23 protein-coding genes and 8 tRNA genes are annotated in these 24,543 nt (G+C 38.3%); 25 read left to right on the top strand and 6 right to left on the bottom strand.

Annotated features, from left to right (window positions below; translation table 11 throughout):
* Positions 1–52: 52 nt before the first annotated feature.
* Genes QOS06_RS07675 through narI form a run of 4 tightly spaced genes read left to right on the top strand, consistent with a single transcriptional unit; the run spans position 53 to position 6,520 of the window.
* Positions 53–3,718, top strand: coding sequence for a nitrate reductase subunit alpha (locus QOS06_RS07675; protein ID WP_152697865.1), 3,666 nt, complete (start codon positions 53–55; stop codon positions 3,716–3,718).
* The gene (narH, locus tag QOS06_RS07670; RefSeq protein WP_283595721.1) at positions 3,708–5,267 is read left to right on the top strand and encodes a nitrate reductase subunit beta; all 1,560 of its coding nucleotides are present in this window, start codon (positions 3,708–3,710) and stop codon (positions 5,265–5,267) included. The genes QOS06_RS07675 and narH overlap by 11 nt, the downstream gene beginning before the upstream one ends.
* Positions 5,260–5,838, top strand: coding sequence for a nitrate reductase molybdenum cofactor assembly chaperone (gene narJ, locus QOS06_RS07665; RefSeq protein ID WP_078009877.1), 579 nt, complete (start codon positions 5,260–5,262; stop codon positions 5,836–5,838). Before narH ends, narJ begins: the two co-directional genes overlap by 8 nt.
* Positions 5,831–6,520: a respiratory nitrate reductase subunit gamma gene (gene narI, locus QOS06_RS07660; protein WP_003671861.1), complete on the top strand. Its 690-nt coding sequence runs from the start codon at positions 5,831–5,833 to the stop codon at positions 6,518–6,520. Before narJ ends, narI begins: the two co-directional genes overlap by 8 nt.
* Before the next feature lie 68 nt (positions 6,521–6,588).
* Here the strand turns inward: narI and QOS06_RS07655 are convergent, their stop codons facing one another.
* From QOS06_RS07655 to QOS06_RS07645, 3 genes are all read right to left on the bottom strand, one after another.
* The gene (locus QOS06_RS07655) at positions 6,589–7,479 is read right to left on the bottom strand and encodes a DMT family transporter (RefSeq protein ID WP_078009876.1); all 891 of its coding nucleotides are present in this window, start codon (positions 7,477–7,479) and stop codon (positions 6,589–6,591) included.
* A 108-nt stretch (positions 7,480–7,587) separates the two neighbouring features.
* Complete coding sequence (locus tag QOS06_RS07650) at positions 7,588–8,235, bottom strand: site-specific integrase (protein WP_003671859.1); 648 nt, start codon at positions 8,233–8,235, stop codon at positions 7,588–7,590.
* A gap of 16 nt (positions 8,236–8,251) precedes the next feature.
* The gene (locus QOS06_RS07645) at positions 8,252–9,106 is read right to left on the bottom strand and encodes a patatin family protein (RefSeq protein ID WP_035160163.1); all 855 of its coding nucleotides are present in this window, start codon (positions 9,104–9,106) and stop codon (positions 8,252–8,254) included.
* A 439-nt stretch (positions 9,107–9,545) separates the two neighbouring features.
* On the opposite strand from QOS06_RS07645, the gene QOS06_RS07640 reads away from it, so the two are divergent.
* Entirely contained in the window at positions 9,546–11,939 is a 2,394-nt protein-coding gene (locus tag QOS06_RS07640) for a glycoside hydrolase family 68 protein (protein ID WP_085680897.1), read from the top strand.
* 97 nt (positions 11,940–12,036) lie between these two features.
* On the opposite strand, the gene QOS06_RS07635 is transcribed toward QOS06_RS07640, so the two are convergent.
* The 3 genes from QOS06_RS07635 to QOS06_RS07625 form a co-directional block, all read right to left on the bottom strand.
* The gene (locus tag QOS06_RS07635) at positions 12,037–12,210 is read right to left on the bottom strand and encodes a hypothetical protein (RefSeq protein ID WP_187403107.1); all 174 of its coding nucleotides are present in this window, start codon (positions 12,208–12,210) and stop codon (positions 12,037–12,039) included.
* 57 nt (positions 12,211–12,267) lie between these two features.
* Positions 12,268–13,347, bottom strand: a complete 1,080-nt coding sequence (gene xerS, locus QOS06_RS07630) for a tyrosine recombinase XerS (RefSeq protein WP_003667748.1) — start codon at positions 13,345–13,347, stop codon at positions 12,268–12,270.
* A gap of 68 nt (positions 13,348–13,415) precedes the next feature.
* A tRNA-Pro gene (locus tag QOS06_RS07625) sits at positions 13,416–13,489 on the bottom strand.
* A gap of 304 nt (positions 13,490–13,793) precedes the next feature.
* Between QOS06_RS07625 and fabZ (QOS06_RS07620) the strand changes: the two genes are divergently transcribed.
* The 20 genes from fabZ (QOS06_RS07620) (at position 13,794) to QOS06_RS07525 (ending at position 24,543) form a co-directional block, all read left to right on the top strand.
* Positions 13,794–14,240: a 3-hydroxyacyl-ACP dehydratase FabZ gene (fabZ, locus tag QOS06_RS07620; RefSeq protein WP_003671852.1), complete on the top strand. Its 447-nt coding sequence runs from the start codon at positions 13,794–13,796 to the stop codon at positions 14,238–14,240.
* 85 nt (positions 14,241–14,325) lie between these two features.
* A complete protein-coding gene (locus QOS06_RS07615; protein WP_283595720.1) occupies positions 14,326–14,772 on the top strand; it encodes a MarR family winged helix-turn-helix transcriptional regulator in 447 nt (148 codons plus the stop codon).
* Positions 14,773–14,791: 19 nt separating this feature from the next.
* Positions 14,792–15,766, top strand: coding sequence for a beta-ketoacyl-ACP synthase III (locus tag QOS06_RS07610; RefSeq protein WP_085680896.1), 975 nt, complete (start codon positions 14,792–14,794; stop codon positions 15,764–15,766).
* A 19-nt stretch (positions 15,767–15,785) separates the two neighbouring features.
* Positions 15,786–16,028, top strand: coding sequence for an acyl carrier protein (locus tag QOS06_RS07605; RefSeq protein ID WP_035160167.1), 243 nt, complete (start codon positions 15,786–15,788; stop codon positions 16,026–16,028).
* Complete coding sequence (locus tag QOS06_RS07600) at positions 16,028–16,978, top strand: ACP S-malonyltransferase (protein WP_003671848.1); 951 nt, start codon at positions 16,028–16,030, stop codon at positions 16,976–16,978. The genes QOS06_RS07605 and QOS06_RS07600 overlap by 1 nt, the downstream gene beginning before the upstream one ends.
* Positions 16,962–17,696 carry a 3-oxoacyl-[acyl-carrier-protein] reductase gene (gene fabG / locus QOS06_RS07595; protein WP_003671847.1) on the top strand — a complete coding sequence of 245 codons (735 nt, stop codon included), beginning with the start codon at positions 16,962–16,964 and terminating at the stop codon, positions 17,694–17,696. The genes QOS06_RS07600 and fabG overlap by 17 nt, the downstream gene beginning before the upstream one ends.
* 10 nt (positions 17,697–17,706) lie before the next feature.
* A complete protein-coding gene (fabF, locus tag QOS06_RS07590) occupies positions 17,707–18,939 on the top strand; it encodes a beta-ketoacyl-ACP synthase II (RefSeq protein WP_003671846.1) in 1,233 nt (410 codons plus the stop codon).
* A 6-nt stretch (positions 18,940–18,945) separates the two neighbouring features.
* Positions 18,946–19,398, top strand: coding sequence for an acetyl-CoA carboxylase biotin carboxyl carrier protein (locus QOS06_RS07585; RefSeq protein ID WP_085680894.1), 453 nt, complete (start codon positions 18,946–18,948; stop codon positions 19,396–19,398).
* Positions 19,391–19,825, top strand: coding sequence for a 3-hydroxyacyl-ACP dehydratase FabZ (gene fabZ / locus QOS06_RS07580; protein ID WP_085680892.1), 435 nt, complete (start codon positions 19,391–19,393; stop codon positions 19,823–19,825). Before QOS06_RS07585 ends, fabZ (QOS06_RS07580) begins: the two co-directional genes overlap by 8 nt.
* A gap of 8 nt (positions 19,826–19,833) precedes the next feature.
* Complete coding sequence (gene accC / locus QOS06_RS07575; RefSeq protein WP_085680890.1) at positions 19,834–21,204, top strand: acetyl-CoA carboxylase biotin carboxylase subunit; 1,371 nt, start codon at positions 19,834–19,836, stop codon at positions 21,202–21,204.
* Entirely contained in the window at positions 21,201–22,049 is an 849-nt protein-coding gene (accD, locus tag QOS06_RS07570) for an acetyl-CoA carboxylase, carboxyltransferase subunit beta (RefSeq protein ID WP_182590034.1), read from the top strand. Before accC ends, accD begins: the two co-directional genes overlap by 4 nt.
* A complete protein-coding gene (accA, locus tag QOS06_RS07565; protein ID WP_085680886.1) occupies positions 22,042–22,818 on the top strand; it encodes an acetyl-CoA carboxylase carboxyltransferase subunit alpha in 777 nt (258 codons plus the stop codon). Before accD ends, accA begins: the two co-directional genes overlap by 8 nt.
* Positions 22,819–22,828: 10 nt before the next feature.
* Complete coding sequence (fabI, locus tag QOS06_RS07560) at positions 22,829–23,593, top strand: enoyl-ACP reductase FabI (protein WP_085680884.1); 765 nt, start codon at positions 22,829–22,831, stop codon at positions 23,591–23,593.
* Positions 23,594–23,795: 202 nt separating this feature from the next.
* Positions 23,796–23,867, top strand: a tRNA-Glu gene (locus tag QOS06_RS07555).
* Between the two features lie 5 nt (positions 23,868–23,872).
* Positions 23,873–23,944 (top strand) — tRNA-Gly (locus QOS06_RS07550).
* 16 nt (positions 23,945–23,960) lie between these two features.
* Positions 23,961–24,046 (top strand) — tRNA-Leu (locus QOS06_RS07545).
* Between the two features lie 6 nt (positions 24,047–24,052).
* Positions 24,053–24,126: transfer RNA gene (locus tag QOS06_RS07540), tRNA-Pro, on the top strand.
* A 179-nt stretch (positions 24,127–24,305) separates the two neighbouring features.
* A tRNA-Gly gene (locus QOS06_RS07535) sits at positions 24,306–24,376 on the top strand.
* 17 nt (positions 24,377–24,393) lie between these two features.
* Positions 24,394–24,465 (top strand) — tRNA-Glu (locus tag QOS06_RS07530).
* A gap of 5 nt (positions 24,466–24,470) precedes the next feature.
* Positions 24,471–24,543: transfer RNA gene (locus QOS06_RS07525), tRNA-Val, on the top strand.

The raw sequence follows: 24,543 nt of genomic DNA, 5'->3' as shown, positions 1-24,543 counted from the left end.
TTACTTTATTTTTAATATTGGTAAGCCATTCAATAAAGGAGGTCAATCAACGATGAAGTCACGGTTCTTTAACAAGGTTGATAAGTTTAATGGAACCTTTACACAACTTGAAGAAAATAGTCGTCGTTGGGAAAAGCTTTATCGCCAGCGATGGGCGCATGACAAAGTTGTCCGAACAACTCATGGAGTTAACTGTACAGGCTCGTGTTCTTGGAATGTTTATGTCAAGCAAGGAATTATTACTTGGGAACACCAAGCCACAGATTATCCATCATGCGGACCTAATATTCCAGGATATGAACCACGGGGATGTCCTCGGGGAGCTAGTTTCTCTTGGTATGAATACAGTCCCGTTCGAATTAAGTATCCATATATTCGTGGCAAGTTATGGGAGCTTTGGACTGCTGCCAAGAAAGAACATGAAAATCCCTTAGATGCGTGGGCAAGTATTGTCGAAGATCCAGAAAAGTCTAAAAAATATAAGAAGGTCCGAGGACACGGTGGCTTAATTCGTGTTCATCGTTATGAAGCATTAGAAATGATTTCAGCTGCTTGCTTATACACAATTAAGAAGTATGGGCCTGACCGCATTGGTGGTTTTACCCCAATTCCTGCAATGTCAATGATGAGTTTTAGTGCCGGAGCACGGTTCATTGCCTTAATGGGTGGGGAACAAATGAGTTTCTACGATTGGTATGCTGATCTACCACCTGCATCTCCTCAGATTTGGGGTGAACAGACTGATGTTCCAGAATCCGCAGAATGGTATAACAGTTCTTACATTATTATGTGGGGATCAAACGTCCCATTAACTCGGACGCCGGATGCGCACTTCATGACAGAGGTTAGGTACAAAGGAACAAAGATTGTGGCAGTTAGCCCTGATTATGCTGAAAATGTGAAATTTGCTGATGATTGGCTTGCACCAGAACCAGGTAGTGATTCTGCTGTTGCTCAAGCGATGACTTATGTAATTTTAGATGAATTCTACCAAAAGCACCCAGTTAAACGTTTCATTGATTACTCCAAGCGATTTACTGATTTACCATTTATGGTTGAATTGGAACCAAGTACAGCAAATGGTGATCACTATACACCAGGTCGCTTCGTCCGGATTAGTGACTTAGTTGCTGATGATACGATTGTCAATCCAGCATGGAAGACAGTTGTTTATGACCAAAATAACCACAAGATTGTTGTTCCAAATGGAACGATGGGACAAGAATATAATGCTAAGGAAAAATGGAATCTTGAATTATTAGACCAAAATGGTAATAAGATTGATCCGGCACTTTCTATTAATGATCAAGATGGCGAAACTGAACAAATTATTGCTGATTTTCCAGCGTTTAGTAATGACGGAAACAGCGTTGTGCAACGTCATTTACCAGTTAAAAAGCTCAAATTCACAGATGGCAAAGAACACTTGGTAACTAATGTTTATGATCTGATGATGGCTCAAATGGGAATTAATCGGACTGGTAATGATGAACTTGCTGCTAAAGATGCAATGGATGCTGAGAGTTACTTTACTCCTGCTTGGCAAGAAAGCCGTTCGGGAGTAAAAGCAGAGCAAGTTATTCAAATTGCTCGTGAATTTGCCCAAAACGCGGCCGAAAATGAAGGGCGGAGTATGGTAATCATGGGTGGTGGAGTCAACCACTGGTTCAATGCCGATATGAACTATCGAAACATTATTAATATGCTGATGTTGTGTGGTTGTGTTGGTATGACTGGTGGTGGTTGGGCTCACTACGTTGGTCAAGAAAAGCTCCGTCCACAAGAGGGTTGGGCAAATATTACTTTTGCTAATGACTGGGAAAAAGGTAGTGCCCGTCAAATGCAAGGTACTACTTGGTATTACTTTGCAACTGATCAATGGCGTTATGAAGAAATTGATAACCAAGCTCAAAAATCACCTGTTTGGAAGAGTAAACATTCCTACTTACATAATGCTGATTATAATCAAATGGCAATTCGTTTAGGATGGTTACCATCATACCCACAATTTGATCGTAATCCGTTATCTTTTGCAAAAGATTACAATACAACTGATATTAATGAAATTTCAAAGAAAGTTGTCGATGAATTGAAGAAGGGCTCTTTACATTTTGCTGCTGAAGATCCTGATGCTAACCAAAATCAACCTAAAGCGTTCTTCTTATGGCGTTCAAACTTATTTGCTTCTTCTGGCAAAGGTGCCGAATACTTTATGAAACATTTATTAGGCGCTGAAAATGGATTGCTTGCTAAACCTAATGATCGAGTTAAGCCCCAGGATATGATTTGGCGTGATAAAGGAGCAATTGGTAAGTTAGATCTTGTTGTTGATATGGACTTCCGAATGGTTTCAACACCAATGTACTCCGATGTTGTCCTACCAGCTGCTACTTGGTATGAAAAGAAGGACCTTTCATCAACTGATATGCATCCATTTATTCACCCATTTAATGCAGCAGTTAGTCCAATGTGGGAATCAAAGTCTGACTGGCAACAATTCAAGCTCTTAGCAAAAACTGTTTCTGAAATGGCAAAGAAATACATGCCGGGAACCTTCTATGATCTTAAGAGCGCACCACTAGGACATAATACTCAAGGGGAAATCGCTCAACCATACGGGGAAATTAAAGATTGGAAGAATGGTGAAACTGAACCAATTCCAGGAAAAACAATGCCTTCCTTGAAATTAGTTACTCGTGATTACACCAAGATTTACGATAAATTCATTACCCTTGGACCTAATATAGTGAATAACTATGGCTATAAAGTCGATGATCAATATGATTATTTAAAGGAAATAAATGGAACTGCCAGCGAAGGCATTGGTGCAGGCTGTCCGTTACTTGATGAAGATGAAAAAGTATGTGATGCAATCTTACGGATGTCAACTGCTTCCAATGGTAAACTCGCTGACCGAGCCTGGGAAAAGAAGCAAGAGCGAACGGGTGAATATTTAACAGATATTGGCCGTGGTCATGCTGATGATTCAATGTCATTTAAGCAAATCACTGCTCAACCACAAGAAGCCTATCCAACACCAATCGGAACTTCTGCTAAACATGGTGGGGCTCGCTACACACCATTCTCATTAATGACTGAGCGAAATATTCCTACATTTACTCTTACAGGTCGTCAGCATTTCTACATTGATCATGAAATTTTCCGTGAATTTGGTGAAAATATGGCAACTTATAAACCATCCTTACCACCAGTTGTAATGGCCCCAGGAGATGTTGATGTTCCACCAGTAAAAGATGAAGTTACACTTAAATATATGACTCCTCATGGTAAATGGAATATTCATACGATGTACTACGATAACCTTGAAATGTTGACATTATTCCGGGGTGGTCCAACTATTTGGATTAGTCCTCAAGATGCCGATAAGATTAAGGTAAAAGATAACGACTGGATCGAAGTTTATAACCGTAATGGGGTTGTTACTGCGCGGGCGGTTGTTTCTGTTCGGATGCCTGAGGGGTCAATGTACATGTACCATGCCCAAGATAATGAAATTTACGAACCTCTTTCTACCATTACCGGTAATCGTGGGGGATCACATAATGCACCGACGCAAATCCACATTAAGCCAACACACATGGTTGGAGGATACGGCCAATTGAGTTACGGTTGGAATTACTATGGACCAACTGGAAACCAACGTGATCTTTATGCAAATGTAAGAAAGTTGAAGAAGGTGAACTGGAGTGAAGATTAAAGCACAAATCAGCATGGTCTTAAACCTCGATAAGTGTATTGGTTGTCATACCTGTTCAGTAACTTGTAAGAATACATGGACAAATCGTCCAGGCGCTGAATACATGTGGTTTAATAATGTTGAAACTAAGCCAGGTGTCGGTTATCCAAAACGCTGGGAAGATGAAGATCAATACCATGGAGGGTGGACTCTTAATTCAAAAGGTAAATTAAAATTACGTGCTGGAAGCAAATTAAATAAAATCGCTCTTGGTAAGATTTTTTACAATAATGATATGCCAGAGTTAGATAACTACTACGAACCATGGACCTATGACTATAAGACATTATTTGGTCCTGAACAAAAGCACCAACCCGTTGCTCGTCCTAAGTCGCAAATTACTGGCGAAGGAATGGAATTAACCACTGGTCCTAACTGGGATGATGACTTAGCGGGATCAACTGAATATGTCCAACAGGATCCTAACATGCAAAAAATTGAAGGGGATATCAAAAATAACTTTGAGCAGGCCTTTATGATGTATCTTCCCCGATTATGTGAGCACTGTTTGAATGCACCTTGTGTAGCTTCTTGTCCATCAGGCGCAATGTACAAACGAGATGAAGATGGGATTGTTTTAGTAGACCAAGAACGCTGCCGGGGATGGCGTTTTTGCATGACTGGATGTCCATATAAGAAGGTCTACTTTAACTGGAAGACTCATAAGGCTGAAAAATGTACTTTTTGTTATCCGCGAATTGAAGAAGGCCAACCAACAGTTTGCGCCGAAACCTGTGTCGGTCGAATTCGATATATTGGTGCTATTCTATACGATGCTGATCGAGTAGAAGAGGCAGCATCAACTCCTGATGAGAGTAAGCTGTATGAAGCACAACTTGGCTTATTCCTCGATCCCAACGATCCTGAAGTTGTCAAGCAAGCACTCAAGGATGGCATTTCTGAAGAAATGATTGAGGCTGCACAAAAGTCACCGATCTATAAAATGGCAGTAAAAGAAAAGATTGCCTTCCCACTTCACCCAGAATATCGGACAATGCCAATGGTTTGGTATATTCCGCCGCTATCACCAGTTATGAGTTACTTTGAAGGACGGGACTCAATAAAGAATCCTGAAATGATCTTCCCAGGAATTGATCAAATGCGGGTGCCTGTTCAATACTTGGCAAGTCTATTAACTGCTGGAAACGTTCCTGTCATCAAGAAAGCCTTATATAAACTTGCAATGATGCGGCTATACATGCGTGCTAAGACTAGTGGTCGGGATTTTGATAGCAGTAAACTAGAACGAGTTGATTTAACAGAAGAACGGGCAACATCACTTTATCGTTTACTGGCAATTGCTAAATATGAAGACCGCTTTGTTATTCCAAGTAGCCAAAAGGCAGAAATGGAAGATGCACAAACCGAACAAGGTAGTCTTGGCTATGATGAATGTGAAGGCTGTGCATTAGCTCCCCAACACAAGAGTATGTTTAAGAAGGCAGAAGCTGGCAAAGCAACTAATCAGATTTATGCTGATAGTTTCTATGGAGGGATTTGGCGTGATTGATTTTAGACGATTGACAGATTTAAAGGATACATTTGCCGTTCTTTCCCGTTTGATTGACTATCCTGATACAGAAACGTTTTCACCAGAGATTCGTCAATTATTACTTACAGATAACGCATTATCAACAGCAACGCGGGGAGAATTATTAAGCCTTTTTGATGAATTAGCCGCACTATCTTCAATCGAAGTCCAAGAGATATACGCTCACCTTTTTGAAATGAACCGACGTTATACTCTTTATATGTCATACTATAAGATGACCGATTCCCGTGAACGAGGGACCATTTTAGCACGGTTGAAAATGCTATATGAGATGTTTGGTATATCAGAGGCGACCAGTGAACTTTCTGATTATTTGCCTCTATTGTTAGAATTTCTAGCATATGGCGATTATACTAATGATCCGCGTCGTCAGGATATCCAATTAGCATTAAGTGTGATTGAAGATGGAACTTATACCCTTTTAAAAAATGCAGTGACAGATAGTGATAGTCCCTATATTCAGTTAATCAGGCTTACACGTTCATTAATTGGTTCGTGTATTAAAATGGAGGTGCAAGAAGATGCATAATGGCTGGTCAATTTTCTTATGGGTTATTTATCCATATATAATGTTGGCATCATTTTTCATTGGAACATTTGCTAGATTTAAATATTTTCATCCCTCAATTACTGCCAAATCAAGTGAACTTTTTGAAAAGAAATGGCTAATGATCGGAAGTGTTACTTTCCACATTGGAATTATTTTAGCTTTCTTTGGTCACTGCTTAGGAATGTTTATCCCAGCAAGTTGGACTGCTTACTTTGGCATTACTGACCACATGTACCACATCTTTGGTTCATTAATGATGGGAATTCCAGCAGGGATCCTTGCATTTGTGGGAATTGCAATTTTGACTTATCGGCGAATGACTTGTTCTCGTGTTTATAAGACAAGTGATATCAATGATATTATTGTCGACTGGGCTTTATTGGTTACAATTGCATTAGGTCTAGCATGTACTATTACGGGTGCATTTATTGATTACAATTATCGGACAACAATTAGTCCATGGGCAAGAAGTCTATTTGTTCTTAATCCTCAATGGCAATTGATGCGTTCAGTGCCATTAATTTATAAAATTCATGTTCTTTGTGGATTAGCAATTTTTGGTTACTTCCCATACACCCGGTTGGTTCACGCTTTAACGCTACCTTGGCAATATATTTTCCGTCGTTTTATTGTTTATCGTCGACGCGCAAGGGTTTATTAATATATAAGAAGATATAATAAAAGCATCAGATTTCTTTACAGGGAAATTCTGATGCTTTTATATTACGATTATTCGTGATTTGTTCTTGTAAAGGTAACAATTGCACTAGCTAAAATTACTAAAATTGCTCCTAAAACTAGAGAAGGAGTTACCTGAACAGGAAAGAAAAATGAAGAGTAAATAATAACAATTACTGGACCAAGTGCACGAACAATATTTGCTTTACCAGCTGTAATAAACTGCAAGCTAGTATAGAAAAGAAGTAGTGACATGAAACCATTAAAGAATGCTCCGCCAAAGTTAAATGCGACTGCTTGACTAGAAATATGGCTAAATGACGTTCCTGTTATGAGAGCATAGCAGAAAAGTAAAAGAGCCGAAGTAAAATGGTTAAAGAACAAGACATTATTTGGCTCTTCATCACTAACTAGATACTTAGCCACGATATTGTTGGCGGCATACATTAGTGGGTAGATGAATGCACAAATCAATCCAAGAAGGTTATCACTAAATTGAAGTCGGCTTCCTGAAATAAAGAAAGAACCGAGAATGCAAAGAATAATTGCTAAGTAATCCCACTTTGTAATCTTTTCCTTTAAGAAGATATAAGATAGGAAGAAAACATAAACTAAATACATCCGAGCGATAAGGGTAACAGTGATTGGACTTAAGGTTGAAAGAGCAATATATTGAAGAATAATTCCGATTGCATTTGTTCCACCCAAAAGCCATAACCACAGGCTCTTAAGGTTGGTTAAAGAAACATGCTGACGAGTAATGAGGATTGTTGCAAAAGTAAAAATTGCAGCAAACGCACTAGTGAAAATTCCCCCAACAACCGGACTCAAGCTAGTAAGTGAAAATTTATTAAGAACCGGACTAATACTACTAAATAGGAGAGAAATCAGATTTAATTCAATTCCCCATAGTTGCTTCTTTGGTACACTTTTTATATTCATTTAATCACATCCAATACTTTTTATTACTTTAATTCTAATGAATTATATTCCTAAGTCTATTAGGAAAACGATTAAATATTTTAGTTTACATAATATTTAGAATAATAACTATTCAAATTTGAAATTTTGAACAACTTTATCAAGGTCTTCTTGTTCAATCCCTAGATAGTGGCGCGTATTTCGTTCAGAGGAGTGATTAAATAACTGCGAAATGATTTCAACGTTAACACCTTTCTTATAGAGTTGTCGACCAAAAGTTTTTCTAAAAGAGTGTGTTCCAATTTTAGCAACGATTTTATTATTTTCCGTTTTTCTAGCCATTCGTTGCAACATTTCGTAAAAGCCATGTACTGAAAAATGACCTTCTTGTTTCCCAGGGAAAAGATAATCATTCTCGTCTTTATAATTCAAGTCATTAAGATAATCAATAATTTCGGCAAGACAATTATTCCAAAAGAGCGTTTTAGCCTTACCTGTTTTTTGCTCAATAACACGGGTTTTAGTTTTATTTAGAACATGACCAACCCTTAACGTTACAACGTCTGATGCTCGCAATCCGTTATTAAGGGCAATTGCAATTAGTAATAGGTTTCGGTTAACCAATTCAGGACGCGAATGCAGCTTAATTGTCTCACGTAACTGATCATATTCTTCGAGAGTCAAGAATTTAACATTTTCTACCCATATTTTCCGTTTACCCTTGATTTGACCATTAGTTTTATTTTTGGGAATATAAACTCGTTTTTTAGTTGACATAATATTTCTTCCTTTGTTAATTTGCGAGGTAATCAACTAAAGCAGGGACGATTTCCTCTCCTTCTTTCCGCCCAGTTTCATAAAGTGCTCGAATTTTCTTAATATTTCCTTCAATCCGCTTAATTTTAATTGGTTTAGAGGGAGCAATATTAAAGATCTTTCCTTCACAAGACAAACGATTAATTTCAGCAGTCTGTTGGTTGTAGAGAAGGGGACGATCAATCCCCGCTTTAGCAAATTCGGGATAATCTTTATATACCATGTCGTACAACTTCTTTACAGCAGAACTAGATGGCTTCTTTCGGTAGTTAATATCCCTGGTCCGTACAACAACAATCTTGTCATAGCCTTGTCGTTGTGCAATATCAAATGGAATTGAATCTGTGATCCCACCATCAAGGCAAGGCCCTTGAGAAGTTTCCTGTGGATCTGAAAGAAATGGCATTGATGAGGAAGCTTTGAGGGCATTGGTTAGCTCCTCACCAACAGGATCCGTAAATAAAACTGTTTTTCCTGTTTTCACAGAAGTAGCAACTGCTGTGAAATGAGATGCTGACCGTCGATATGCAGCTTCATTAAAATTCTGCCAAGAATATCCGTGATCTTCAAAAAGATAATCAAGATTAATTATTTGCTTTTTAAATACGCGAGCCATCGAGATATATTGGCGATCGTGCCGATGATCAATATTAATATTGGCAGCGCGTCCGTATTGCTTAGAGACGAAATTAACTCCACAAAGCGAACCAGCAGAAACGCCAATTACACTTCGAAATTCAATATGGTGAGCGAGAAATGTATCAACAATTCCGGCAGTATATTGTCCACGGAATGCGCCACCTTCTAAAACTAATGCTGCATTATATAACATAAAATGAAATAACTCCTTTTTGTCCGCCAAAAATAGCAAAAATGACCTAATTTTTAGTGAGACACTTTTTCAATAAAATTATACAACAGTCTCACACGAAAATATAGGATTTTAAAAGCTTGTTATATCAACGTTTATTCTCGGTTAGCGTAAGACTCTTTTATCAAAAGAGTCTTACTAATTTTAAAATAATGCAAAAATAGGGGTAAAAACAGCTTTTGCCTTTCAGACGAACTGAAATTCATTTTGATGAGTAGTAGGTCGTTACAATTCGTCTCAGAAGAAAAACGCATATTGCTATCAAAAAATGAGTAAATAGACAGTAAATATGAACTTTTTATGAAGAAACTATTGATAATTTAAGATAATCATAATAAAATAGTGCACAGTTAATTGTTAAACGTTTAGCAAAAAAAGGTAAAGAAACGGGGTTATTTCTATGCTAGAACGCAAGGAACATAAGAAAATGTATAAAAGCGGTAAAAATTGGGCAGTTGTTACACTTTCTACGGCTGCACTGATGTTTGGTGTAACAACTGTAAACGCATCCGCAGACACGAATACTGAAAACAATGATTCTTCTACTGTACAGGTTACAACAGGGGATAATGATATTGCTGTTAAAAGTGTGACACTTGGTAGTGGTCAAGTTAGTGCAGCTAGTGATGCGACTAAAAATTCTGCTAATGCAAATAGTGCTTCTTCTGCCGCTAATACACAAAATTCTAACAGTCAAGTAGCAAGTTCTGCTGCAACAACTTCATCTACAAGTTCAGCATCTTCATCAACTAACACAGATAGTAAAGCAGGTAAAGAAAATACTAATGTAGCCAAAGAGGATGATACACAAAAAGCTGCACCCGCTAACGAATCCTCTGAAGCCAAAAAAGAACCAGCTGTAAACACTAATGATTCTTCAGCTGCCAAAAACGATGATCAACAATCCAGTAAAAAGAATACTGCCGCTAAGTTAAACAAGGATGCTGAAAACGTTGTAAAAAAGGCGGGAATTGATCCTAATAGTTTAACTGATGACCAGATTAAAGCATTAAATAAGATGAACTTCTCGAAAGCTGCAAAGTCTGGTACACAAATGACTTATAATGACCTTAAAAAGATTGGTGAGGCTTTAGTTGATCAAGATCCTAAATACGCTATTCCTTATTTTAATGCAAGTCAAATAAAGAATATGCCCGCTGCATATACTAGGGATGCTGAAACAGGTGAATATGCTGATTTAGATATTTGGGATTCATGGCCAGTTCAAGATCCAGTGACTGGTTATGTTTCTAATTGGAATGGCTATCAACTTGTGATCGCTATGATGGGACGGCCTCATCACGAAGATAATCATATTTATTTACTTTATAATAAGTATGGTGATAATGATTTTTCACACTGGCGAAATGCAGGATCTATATTTGGATATAATGAATCTCCACTAACACAAGAATGGTCCGGGTCTGCTATTGTTAATTCTGACAACTCTATTCAACTCTTTTATACTATCAATGATACAAATAATGCTATTAACCATCAAAAATTAGCAAGTGCTACTATGTACTTAACAGCCGACAATGATGGTGTCCATATTAATAATGTAGAGAATAATCATGTGGTATTTGCAGGTGATGGTTATCATTACCAAACTTATGATCAATGGAAAGCTGCAAATAGTTTTGCTGACAACTACACTTTGCGGGATGGACATGTTGTACAAATGCCAAATGGTGATCGGTATTTAGTATTTGAAGGAAATACTGGAACTGAAAATTATCAAGGTGAAGATCAATTATATAATTGGTCAAATTATGGTGGTAACGATCGCTTTAATATTGAAAGCTTGTTTCATCTTTTAAGTAGTGATGTTGATTATAAAAAAGCTATCTTTGCTAACGGGGCACTTGGAATTATTAAACTAACGAATGATGAAAAGAACCCGCAAGTAGAAGAAGTATATACTCCATTAGTTACATCAAATATGGTTAGTGATGAACTTGAACGTCCTAATGTTGTTAAACTTGGAGATAAGTATTATCTATTCTCGGCTACACGTTTAAGCAGAGGAACTAATATCGATACTCTTAATAAAGCTAATAAAGTTGTCGGAGATAATGTTGCAATGATTGGTTACGTAGCCGATAGTCTTACAGGTCCATATAAACCATTAAATGGTTCAGGGGTTGTAGTGACAGCTTCTGTTCCTGCCAATTGGCGTACCGCTACTTATTCTTACTATGCTGTTCCAGTAGAAGGAAAAGAAAATCAATTACTCATTACTTCGTATATGACAAATAGAGGCGAAGTTGCTGGAAAAGGTATGAATTCAACATGGGCACCAAGTTTTATTGTGCAAATTAATCCTGATGATACAACTATGGTATTAGCTAAAGTAACTAACCAAGGGGATTGGATTTGGGACGAATCAAGTAACAATAATAATATGTTAGGAAACATTCAAACAGCTGCTTTACCTGGGGAATTTGGTAAACCAATTGATTGGGATTTAATTGGTGGTTATGGATTAAAACCGCATGATCCTGCTACACCAAATGATCCTGAAACGCCAACTACACCAGAAACCCCTGAGACACCTAATACTCCCGAAACACCAAAGACTCCTGAAAATCCTGGGACACCTCAAACTCCCGATACACCTAATACTCCGGAAGTTCCTTTAACTCCAGAAACGCCTAAGCAACCTGAAACCCAAACTAATAATCGTTTACCACAAACTGGAAATAACGCCAATAAAGCCATGATTGGCCTAGGTATGGGAACATTGCTTAGTATGTTTGGTCTTGCAGGAATTAACAAACGTCGAGTTAACTAAATACTTTAAAATAAAACCGCTAAGCCTTAAATTCAGCTTAACGGTTTTTTATTTTGAAAGTTTTTATTATCGAAAAAAACAAATCCTCGTTAATCCTTTAATGCAATTGTTGTAAAACCTTGCGACAGTAATAACAGTGGATTTGCCCATCTTTGTCAGCTAACTTCCGTGCATGCATTGCAGAAAAAGTATAGTGCTCATGACAAAATGGACAAACATATTGCTTTTTCCCAAATAGTGAGGTAATAAAGCCCAAAATTTTCTCCTCCATAAAAAAATTATACACCCCTTAACATTATAGCGAAGATTATCTTTATAGAAAAGGCTTTTATTCATTTGTTTTTTTATATGAAGTTTCACTAATTTCTTTAAGAGCATCACGCTGCTGTTTCTGGTCAACGTGAGTATATAAATCGGTAGCAGATGTTCCTTTTTGTCCTAACTGTTGGGCTACTAATACCTGATCTTTCGTTACCTCATACATTTCAGAAGCAAGGGTATGGCGTAATTTATGGGGAGTAAGAGGATGTCCAAATGCAGTTGAATACTTTTTGACCATTTTTTCAATGGCATTAGCTGTCATCCGTCGAGTTTGCTTGTGATAAACGGTTAAGAAGAAAGCAGTATCCTTTTTTAAAGCGTGGTATCGCTGTGCACGAATCGCTTGATAAGCTTTGATATAAGTAATAGCCCAAGGTGCAATTGGTACTGAATCTCTCTGGCCGCCTTTTCTTGTTACATCTAGCAGTGATTGCTTTAAGTTCAAATCCCCAAGGTTTACATTAGCTGCCTCGGATACCCGGACGCCTGTTCCTAAAATAAGAGCAATAATTGCAATATCTCGTTCCTTATTGACTTTATAAGAGGGGAGGGCTCTTTTATCACATTTATTAGGGTATTCCTCTTCAATGAAAGTGATAAAATCAAATTTCATTTGTCCCCGGTACATGTGTGAAGCCAGCGTATGCGCCCGATAATTTAATGTTTTTGTATCATTAAGGGAGTCAATTTTCAGCATTACATTACGGTCAAAATAAGACTCGCCATTATTGTTATCTGCGGTGACTGTTAAAAATTTATACAATGACCTTAATGCATTAATAGATCGATTGATTGAAGTAGGAGAATTTAACCGTCCTTGTGCATTGGTAGTATGCTGCAAATAATCGATATACAACATTACATCGCTACGCCGTAGATTCGCTAGTGTATCAATTGGTAAGTCCTTATTAGAGTTAACAGAGACGAGTCCACTTGACCGTAGCCAATCAAAGAATCGGCGGATTTCAGTTAAGTACTGATAGGTTGTTGTGACTGCATGGTTGGTCCCTAAATAATACTCGTTAACATAATCAGGAAGGTTCTGAAGCTCCTCTTGAATTAGCTTTAAATATTTATCTGCTTCCATTTTTATATCCTCCTTGATACTAAAAAGAGCCGCTTGAAAGAAAACTTTCAACGACTCTCTAAACCCTATCGGGAAAACAGGATTCGAACCTGCGACCCCCTGGTCCCAAACCAGGTGCTCTACCAAGCTGAGCTATTTCCCGTTAATAACGAACAAATATTATTCTACCAATTCTCAATTAATTAGTAAAGGAATATTTTAATTTAAAGTGATTAATAGTTAATGATTAAATGACATAATAGTAAAATTCCTATTAATTGCAAAAAAATCATGATTAACCGAAATTCCTTTCTAACATCTAATGAAGATGATAAATAATTTTATTTTCGACTAGTTATAAAAGATGCCTTTCCAAAAATAATTTGACATTCAAAATACTTTTGAATATAATTTGATCATCGAATATTTTGATACTCGAAATATTTTCCGAAGGCAGGTGAATCTTTTTGGCAATAATGAATGCGCAGGAGATTATGGAATTAATTCCTAATCGATATCCGATTTGCTATATCGATTATGTAGATAAATTAGTTCCTGAAGAAAAGATTACCGCAACAAAAAATGTCACAATTAATGAATCATTTTTTCGCGGTCATTTTCCTAATAATCCTGTTATGCCTGGAGTTTTAATTATCGAAACATTGGCCCAAGCTGCTTCAATTTTGATATTAAAATCACCGCATTTTTATAAGAAAACAGCTTATCTTGGCGCAATTCATAAAGCAAGGTTTCGACAAATGGTCCGTCCTGGTGATGTATTAAAACTAAACGTTGTTATGAAAAAAGTTCGATCATCAATGGGAATTGTGGAAACACAAGCGCTTGTGAACGGCAAATTAGCTTGTAGTGCGGAGCTTGTCTTTATCGTTGCTGAACGAGAAGAAAAGATTTAGCACGGTGAATCATTATCATTTATAATATATTTTGATAATCAAATTATTCGGGCTATAGAATAAAATTGAAGGGAAGAAATATATTATGAGTAAAGATAATGATTACGAAAAAATTAATAAAGGATTAATCAAAGTTTATTCCGGAATTCTATGGATTGAAGAAAATGAATTGCGGAAAAGTACATTCAATGATTTAACAATTAAAGAGATGCATGCAATTGATGCAATTACGATGTATAACCATCAAACAATTTCTCAAGTAGCAGAAAAGCTTCATCTAACTCCAGGAACAATGACTTCAATGGCTGATCGTTTAATTCGAAAAGGATATGTGGAAAGAATTCGTGATAAAGATGATCGCCGCATTGTTCGGTTATGTTTAACCAAAAGAGGCCGGGTACTATATCGTGCGCACCGGGCCTTTCATAATATGATGGTTGAACGTTTTCTTAAAGGAATGAATTATGAAGAAATGAAGGTTGTTAAAAAAGCCTTGCAAAACTTAGAAGATTTTGTGGATGAGCATGCTTAGAGATAAGGATTGACAAACATTGCAAAATTTAAGAATTACTAGTACTGCGAGTTATCATCCACCCCTTAAAGTTACTAACCAGCAATTATCAACTATTATGAATACTTCAGATGAGTGGATTAAGACGCGGACTGGAATTCATCAACGTTATATCAGCAACACTGAAAATACTTCAGACTTAGCTGTCAATGTTGGTACCCAGTTATTGACTAATGCCAATTTAAAGGCAACTGAACTTGATTTAATCATTATTGCAACGATGTCTCCTGATGCCTATACTCCTTCAACTGCTGCTATTGTTCAAGGAAGATTAGGTGCGAAAAATGCAATTGCGTTTGATATCTCAGCAGCTTGTACTGGTTTTATCTATGCCATTAATACAGCTGAATTAATGTTGAAAAGCTCTCATTGGAAAAATGCAATGGTAATTGGTGCAGAAGTATTATCAAAACTGATTGATTGGAAAGATCGAAGTACTGCCGTATTGTTCGGCGATGGGGCTGGCGGAGTGTTACTTCAAAAGACAACTACAACAACCCCTTTAATTCTTGGCCGTGATCTCCATACATTTGGTGACTTAGGAGATAAAATTATTGCCGGAAAAACAACGCCTAAAACTGGCTTCCCTAAACAACTAACATCCCTTTCACCATTTACGATGGCCGGCCGTGACGTATACCGCTTTGCCACTCATGAAGTACCACGATCAATCACTTCTGCCGTTCAACAAGCTAATTTGAAATTAGACGATATCGATTATTTTTTATTACATCAAGCAAATGAACGGATAATTACCCAAATTGCAAAGAGACTGGCGCAACCAATTACAAAGTTTCCAATGAATATTAGTGAATATGGGAATACAGCTGCCGCTAGTGAACCAATTTTATTGACTCAAGCTATTGCTCATGAATTGATTAAACCAGGTAACATTATTGCAATGAGTGGCTTTGGTGGCGGGTTAAGTACAGGAACAATAATTTTAAACTATTAATAGAGAAAGAAGAATGGATATGACTAAAGAGGAAATTTTTAATACTGTAAAAACTATTACAGTTGATGAATTAGATGTTGACGAAAATCGTGTAACAATGGATGCACGAATCAAAGATGATCTTGATGCTGATAGTCTTGATGTTTTTGAAATTATGAATGAGCTTGAAGATAAGTTTGAGATTGAATTAGATGCCGATGAAGGAATCGAGACTATTAGTGACGTTGTTGATTTCGTAAAGAAACAGTTGGATGAAAAATAATGTACTACGGAATATTATTTAGCGGTCAAGGTGCACAGCAATCGGGAATGGGAGTCGAGCTTATGGCCGACTCCCTTTTTTCAAGGATTGTTAGTCAGGCAAGCGCTGTTTGTGAACTTGATTTGCTCAAAATTATGAAAAACGAGCATAAGGAGTTGAATAAAACAGCATATGTTCAACCAGCAATTGTAACAGTTAGTTATGGAATCTACCGAATGTTAAAACGGGATTTACCTCAACTACCAATTAAGGGGATGATTGGCCTATCCTTAGGCGAGTACGCCGCTTTAATTGCTAGTAATGCACTTTCATTTGAAGAAGGAATTAAATTAGTTGCGGACCGTGCTCACTTTATGCAACAAGACGCGGATAGAGAAATAAGTACATTAGCGGCTGTCCTTGATCCTCAACTTCAAGAGATACAAGAACTAATCACCGCTCAACAAGAAAATAATCAGCGGGTTTATATTGCCAACTATAATTCACCACAACAAATCGTAGTGGGCGGGACATTAACCGACTTAAAGGCTACCCTTAAAAAGATTGAAGAGGATAATCTTGCTAAAAGAACGATCTTGCTCAAAGTTAATGGTGCATTCCATACTCCCTTCTTTAACGGTGCACGTCAACAGATGCATAACCGGTTACAAACGGTCGACTTCCATGAACCACAGATTGAAGTTATTAGCAATACTACTAACAGCTTGTTTCATTGTGAGGATCTTCCAGGAATTCTTGAAAAACAATTAGCTGTTCCAACACACTTTGGAGCTAATGTTAAGGAATTAGTCAAGCACGCGAAAATTGACACAACATTAGAAATTGGTCCTGGAAAGACGTTATCTCGCTTCGCTCACCAAGTTGACCAGCAGTTAAATACCCAACACATTGAAAATCTTGCTGATTATGAAAAATTTATAAAGGAGCAAAAAGATGGAACTGACAGATAAAGTCGTTTTTATAAGCGGAAGCACACGCGGGATTGGGGCGGCTACTGCATTAGAGTTTGCTAAGGCTGGTAGTCGGCTAATCCTCAATGGGCGGCAGGATGACTTACCAAAAACGTTTAAAGAAAAGCTAGATCTACTAGGGGCGGATTATCACTATCTTAAGGGCGATATTGCAAATGAAAAATCAGTTAGTGAATTAGCAGCAGCGGCTTGGAAAATATACGATAAGATCGACATTCTTATCAATAATGCTGGAATCACGAATGATAAGTTAATGATGGGAATGAAAGCGAGCGATTTTGACCAGGTCATCAATGTTAATTTATGCGGAACATTTATGTTAACACAACCTATTTTTAAGAAGATGCTCAAAAAAAGAGCCGGTTGCATTATCAACCTTGCTAGTATTGTGGGTCTCCATGGTAATACGGGACAAGCTAATTATGCAGCAAGCAAGGCAGGAATAATCGGCCTTACTAAATCTATTGCCCAGGAAGGAGCGCGCCGCGGGATTCGTTGCAATGCGATTGCTCCCGGAATGATTGCTAGTGATATGACCGAAAAATTATCTGAACGGGTAAAAGATCAGCTGCTTAATCGCATCCCCCTCAACCGCTTAGGACAGCCAGAAGAAGTTGCTAAGACAGCAAAATTTTTAGCAGAAAACGATTATTTGACCGGTCAAACCATTGTAGTTGACGGTGGAATGACAATTTAGGAGGAACTAAATGACAAGAGTTGTAATAACAGGAATGGGTGCTGTTGCTCCTAATGGTAATGGTATTCAAGAATTTATAAGTAATAGCTTTGCAGGCAAAGTTGGAATTAAAGCGATCAAGAAATTTGATGCCAAGCCGACAGGAATTACCGTGGCAGGTGAAATTGATAATTTTGACCCTAATGATGTCATCGGAAAAAAAGCCGCGCGCCGAATGGATCTTTATTCTCAATATGCCTTACAAAGCGCGATTGAAGCAATGGAAATGGCTGAGATCAATGAAACAAATACCAAGCCAGTTGACATGGGTGTGATTTATGGATCCGGAATTGGTGGTTTAACAACTATTCAAGAGCAAATTATTAAAATGCATGATAAGGGTCCTAAACGGGTATCCCCAATGTTTGTTCCAATGTCAATTGCCAACATGGCAGCGGGTAATATTTCTATTCACTTTAATGCACAAAACATTTGTACATCGATTGTGACTGCTTGTGCCACTGGAACTAATGCAATTGGAGAAGCCTTTCGTCAAGTTAAAGAAGGACGCGCTAAAGTAATGATTGCCGGTGGATCAGAGGCGTCGGTAAATGAGATCGGGATTGCTGGTTTTGCGGCATTGACAGCCCTATCACAAGCAACTGATCCACTTAAAGCCTCCTTGCCATTTGATAAAGCACGCCAAGGATTTGTTTTGGGTGAAGGTGGTGCAACACTTGTTTTAGAGGATCTTGAGCATGCGCAAAAACGCGGTGCTAACATTCTTGGTGAAATCGTCGGTTATGGTGCTACCTCGGACGCTTACCATATTACATCCCCCGATCCAACAGGTGCTGGGGCAGCAAGAGCAATGGAACTAGCGATTAAAGAAGCAGGAGTTAGTCCTAGCGAAATTTCCTATATTAATGCCCACGGAACCGCTACTCATGCCAATGATGAAGGCGAATCTAAAGCAATCAATCAGGTATTTGGTTCCGATAGTAATGTTCGCGTTAGTTCAACGAAGGGAATGACCGGCCATTTGCTTGGGGCTGCGGGCGCAATTGAGGCAGTCTTAACAGTAGTCGCTTTACAAAATGGACAATTACCGTTGAATATAGGTTGTTTTAATCAAGATCCGAAGTGCTCAGTTAACCTTGTGACGGCAGAAAATAGTGACGCATCAAATGCCCGTTACGCAATAAGCAATTCTTTTGGCTTCGGTGGTCATAATGCTGTTTTAGCCTTTAAGAAATGGGAGTGATCTATCTTGGAATTTAAAGAAATTCAAACATTAATGCAAAATTTTGAAGATTCTGATATTCGTGAATTAGAAATAAATCAAGATTCCTTTCAGCTCTATTTAAGCAAAAATAAGCAAACTCACAAGCATGAAAATCTTATAACAACTGAAAAAACAGGGCAAATACCTTCAGTTAAGAAAAAAGCAAACGAACAGCCAACTTTACCTTCGCAAAATATAACTGCGCCCCTAGTCGGAACTGTCTATCTCCAACCAACTCCCGATGCAGATCCCTATGTTAGAAGTGGCGACCATGTAAAAAAGGGGGATGTTGTTTGTGTGATTGAAGCAATGAAAATGATGACAGAAATAAAAAGTCCTTTTAACGGAATCATTACTTCAATTTGTGTAAGCAATGAAGAATTAGTTGAAGTAGAACAACCACTTTTCTCAGTTCAGGAGGATAAAGATAATGACTAATAAAACTTTAGATATAACTGAAATTCAAAAAATCCTTCCTCATCGTTACCCAATGTTACTAATTGACCAAGTTGATGAATTAATCCCCGGTAAGAAGGCCGTTGCACGGCGTAATGTCACGATTAATGAAGAGGTTTTTAATGGTCATTTCCCTCAAAATCCAGTTTTACCAGGAGCATTGATTGTTGAATCATTGGCGCAAACAGGTGCCGTCGCTCTCTTATCTCAAGAAGAGTTCCAAGGGAAAACAGCCTATTTTGGTGGAATTCGGTCAGCAGAATTTCGTAAAGTAGTCCGCCCTGGTGATACGTTAAGGTTAGAAGTCAACCTAGAAAAAGTGCATAAAAACATTGGAATTGGTAAAGGCATTGCAACGGTCGATGGCAAAAAAGCCTGTACAGCCGAATTAACTTTTATGATTGGGTAGGTGGTTTGATGTTTTCCAAAGTACTAGTCGCCAATCGTGGTGAAATTGCTGTCAGGATAATACGGTCATTACGGGAGCTAGGAATTAAGACAGTAGCTATCTATTCAACTGCAGACCGCGAAAGTCTTCATGTTCAACTAGCGGATGAAGCTGTATGCGTTGGAACTGCCCGGGCCCAAGATTCATATTTGAATGCGAAAAACATTTTAGAAGCTGCTCTTGGTACAGGTGCCCAGGCGATCCATCCTGGCTTTGGCTTTCTATCAGAAAATGCGGAATTCGCGACAATGTGTGAAGAATGCGGAATTACGTTCATCGGTCCCCAAGCCTCAGTGATTGACTTAATGGGAAATAAGGAGCATGCACGGGAGCAAATGAAAAAATCAGGGGTGCCTGTGATTCCTGGAAGCGATGACTATATTACCAATGTTAATGACGCTGTTGATGTTGCAAACAAGATTGGGTATCCAATTTTGTTAAAAGCAGCTGCTGGTGGTGGCGGTAAAGGGATCCGACGAATTAACGATCATAACCAGATGCGGCAAATATTTAGCGAGGCCCAAAACGAAGCCCGTCTTTCGTTTAATGATGACCGAATGTACCTTGAAAAGATTATGGAGAATGTTAAACATATTGAGGTTCAAGTATTTCGTGATAATTTTGGCAATGCCATTTTCTTTCCTGAACGTGACTGCTCGATTCAACGAAATAAGCAAAAATTGATTGAAGAAAGTCCTTGTGTCCTAGTAAATGAACAAGAGCGAAAAACGCTAGGACAAATTGCAATGCGAGCCATTAATGCGATTAACTACCATAATACGGGGACAATAGAATTTCTAATGGACAAGGACCATCACTTTTACTTTATGGAAATGAACACTCGTATCCAGGTTGAACATACAGTGACGGAGATGGTAACTGGGATCGACTTAGTGAAGGCACAGGTTATTGTCGCTGCGAATGAACCACTTCCCTTTACCCAACAGGATATTCAGGTTCATGGACATGCAATTGAGTGTCGGATAAATGCTGAAAATCCTAAACAAAACTTTATGCCAGTGACTGGGACGATTAATTACTTATATCTTCCAGTCGGTAATTTGGGGATGCGAATTGACACTGCTATTTATCCTGGCAGTAAGATCACTCCTTATTATGATTCAATGATCGCTAAGGTAATTGCCCTTGGTCAAGATCGCCAAGAAGCTATTGAAAAAATCAAACGACTTTTAAATGAAATGGTAATTACGGGCGTAACGACCAATCAAAATTTCCATTTAGCAATCCTAAACAATCCTAAATTTTTGGCAGGAACAGCTTCAACAACGTTTCTTGAAGACTTCTTCTTGCCACAATGGAAAAAGGAGCTGACAGCGTGAAATTATATGATCAAAATAATACTTTAAGTGAACGGCACATCAAAGCAGATAAAAATGCTGATGAAAGGGTCCCAGATCAAATGTGGTTAAGGTGTCCACATTGTCATCAATTACTATTCGCCAAGCAGTTAACACAATATGCTGTTTGTCCCAATTGTGACTATGGATTACGAATACCTGCCCGCCATCGACTCTCGTGGTTAGTAGATTCATTTAAAGAATTCGATAAGGATCTCCAGACAAAGAATCCGTTACATTTTCCTGGATACCAAGAAAAAATCAGCAAACTTCAAAGACAAACTAAGCTGAATGATTCAGTCCTAACTGGTGAAGCTTCAATTAATGATCAGCTATTTTCACTAGGTATTATGGATCCAACATTTATTATGGGATCCCTCGGAACTGTTACCGGTGAAAAGATAACGCGCTTATTTGAATATGCAACTATCCATCGTCAAGCAGTAGTACTATTCACTGCTTCAGGCGGGGCACGGATGCAAGAAGGAATTATGTCGCTAATGCAGATGGCGAAGATTTCACAAGCAATAAATGAGCATGCTGCTGCCGGCCTTTTATACATTGTGATCTTAACCGATCCAACAACTGGTGGAGTAACAGCTAGTTTCGCAATGGACGGAGATATTATTCTCGCTGAGCCCCATGCACTTGTTGGCTTTGCAGGCCGTCGAGTTATTGAACAGACGATTCATCAGCAAATTCCTGTTGATCTCCAATCAGCTGAAAACATCCTGCATCATGGATTTATTGATCGAATTGTAAAACGTCAAGATGAAAAAAAGCTGCTTGAATGGCTATTAAAAACAGGGAGCGTTGCTAATGAATGAACAATTATCAGCAAGCGAGATTGTTAAACGTGCTCGCAATGACAATAAAATTACGGGGATGGAGATTATTCAAAATGTTTTCCCAGATTTTGTTGAGTTGCACGGCGACCGGGCAGGCGGGGATGATCCTGCAATCGTTGGTGGAATCGCTACTTTCCATCAGCAAGCAGTTACCGTCATTACCACTGATCGAGGAAAAACAACAGAAGAAAAAATCATAAAGCATTTTGGCTCACCAATGCCTAGTGGTTATCGCAAGGCACTCCGCTTAATTAAGCAAGCAGTTAAATTTAAGCGACCTGTATTCTGTTTTGTTAATACCGCAGGAGCATTTCCTAGCAAGGAAGCCGAAGAAAATGGGCAAGGAAGTGCGATTGCCCAAAACATTTTACAAATAAGTCAGCTTGCCATTCCAATTATCACGATTATTTATGGTGAAGGAGGTAGTGGGGGAGCCTTAGCATTGGCATGTGGAGATGAAGTATGGATGTTAGAAAACAGTACTTATTCTATTTTATCTCCTGAAGGGTTTGCCTCCATCATGTGGAAAGATAGTACGAAAGCAGATAAAGCGGCAGAATTAATGCAAATGGTGCCGCAAGCTTTATTAAAACAAGGGATTATCGAAGGAATTATTCCAGAAAGCGAAGAGCATCGTAAAACTTGCAAAAATATCGAGCAGGTTTTACTAAAGCGATTAAACAAGCTGCAAGAATTACCGCCAAACCAACTTCTAGCAAACAGAAAAAAACGTTATCGAAAGTTTTAAGGAGGATAATATGGGAAATATATTAACAGGAAAAAAGATCGTTGTTATGGGAGTAGCTAATAAGCGTTCTATTGCATGGGGATGTGCACAAATGATGGCTGAACAAGGTGCCCAAGTTATCTATACTTATCAGAATTCCAGAATGAAAAAAAGCTTACAACGGTTAGTAGATGATGAAGATCAATTAATTGAATGTGATGTAGCAGATGATGAAAGTATTGACCAAGCCTTTACGATTATCAAGGAACGTTTTACAAAAGTAGATGGAATTGTACACGCAATTGCTTTTGCAAAAAGAGAAGAATTAGCTGGTTCAATCCTTGGTGCTAGTCGCAAAGGTTATGCAATTGCGCAAGATATTTCGTCTTACTCCCTTATTGCTGTCGCTAAGGTTGCTAATGAGTTAAATCTATTAAATAATCCTGCAAGTATTGTTACCTTAACTTATTTTGGCTCAGAACGTGCTATCCCTAACTATAATGTAATGGGAATTGCTAAAGCTGCCCTTGAAGCTAGTGTCCGCTATTTAGCACGGGATTTAGGACAAAAACGAATCCGTGTTAACGCAATCTCTGCTGGCGCGGTTAAGACATTAGCAGTTACAGGTATTAAAGGTCATGATGAACTTTTAAAGATGTCCCAAGCAAGAACTGTTGACGGAGAAGATGTGACTATTAGCGAAATTGGGAATGTGTGTGCATTCTTAATGAGCAATTTATCAACTGGAGTTACTGGCGACACCATTTATGTTGATAAGGGGGTACATTTGATTTAAAAATATAAATTTTAAAGACTGAGAAATGAGTTTTTTTCAGTCTTTTTGCTGTCTTTTAGAAGGAAAACATAACAATAGCAAGAACTTTTTTTAATTTTTTCTAAAAAGTTCTTGCTATTTTATAGCTCAGTTGGTATTATTAATAACGTTGTGAAAGACGAGTTAATAATTTTGAGAAAAATTGTTTAATATATTTAAAAATGGCCCGTTAGTCAAGTGGTTAAGACACCAGCCTTTCACGCTGGTATCGTGGGTTCAAATCCCGCACGGGTCACTTTTGCGGAAGTAGTTCAGTGGTAGAACATCACCTTGCCATGGTGGGGGTCGCGGGTTCGAATCCCGTCTTCCGCTTAGCCAGTTCTATTATGCCGGGGTGGCGGAATTGGCAGACGCACAGGACTTAAAATCCTGCGGTTAGTGATAACCGTACCGGTTCGATCCCGGTCCTCGGCACTATTTCGGGAAATAGCTCAGCTTGGTAGAGCACCTGGTTTGGGACCAGGGGGTCGCAGGTTCGAATCCTGTTTTCCCGATCTGGCTAAACAGCTAAGAGGTAATCTTCTTAGCTGTTTTTTATAGTCAAAATTTGATTTTTACTTTGTAACAAGCAGTACTAACGCAGCCATTAATTAGTTTTTTGAAATAAACTTTTTTTGAAAAAAGTATTGCTTTTTATAGGATAACTTGATAATATAATATTCGTTGCTGATATGCGGGTATAGTTCAGTGGTAAAACCACAGCCTTCCAAGCTGTTGTCGCGAGTTCGATTCTCGTTACCCGCTTTTAATTAATTTAATATGGCCCGTTAGTCAAGTGGTTAAGACACCAGCCTTTCACGCTGGTATCGTGGGTTCAAATCCCGCACGGGTCATTTTTGGAGGATTAGCTCAGTTGGGAGAGCATCTGCCTTACAAGCAGGGGGTCACAGGTTCGAGCCCTGTATCCTCCA

The sequence above is a fragment of the Limosilactobacillus sp. DJ3M12 genome, from assembly GCF_947381695.1.
Lineage (GTDB): Bacteria > Bacillota > Bacilli > Lactobacillales > Lactobacillaceae > Limosilactobacillus > Limosilactobacillus kinnaridis.
The sequence above is the reverse complement of the archived record's forward strand: the minus strand, read 5'-3'. Positions and strand labels throughout refer to the sequence as shown.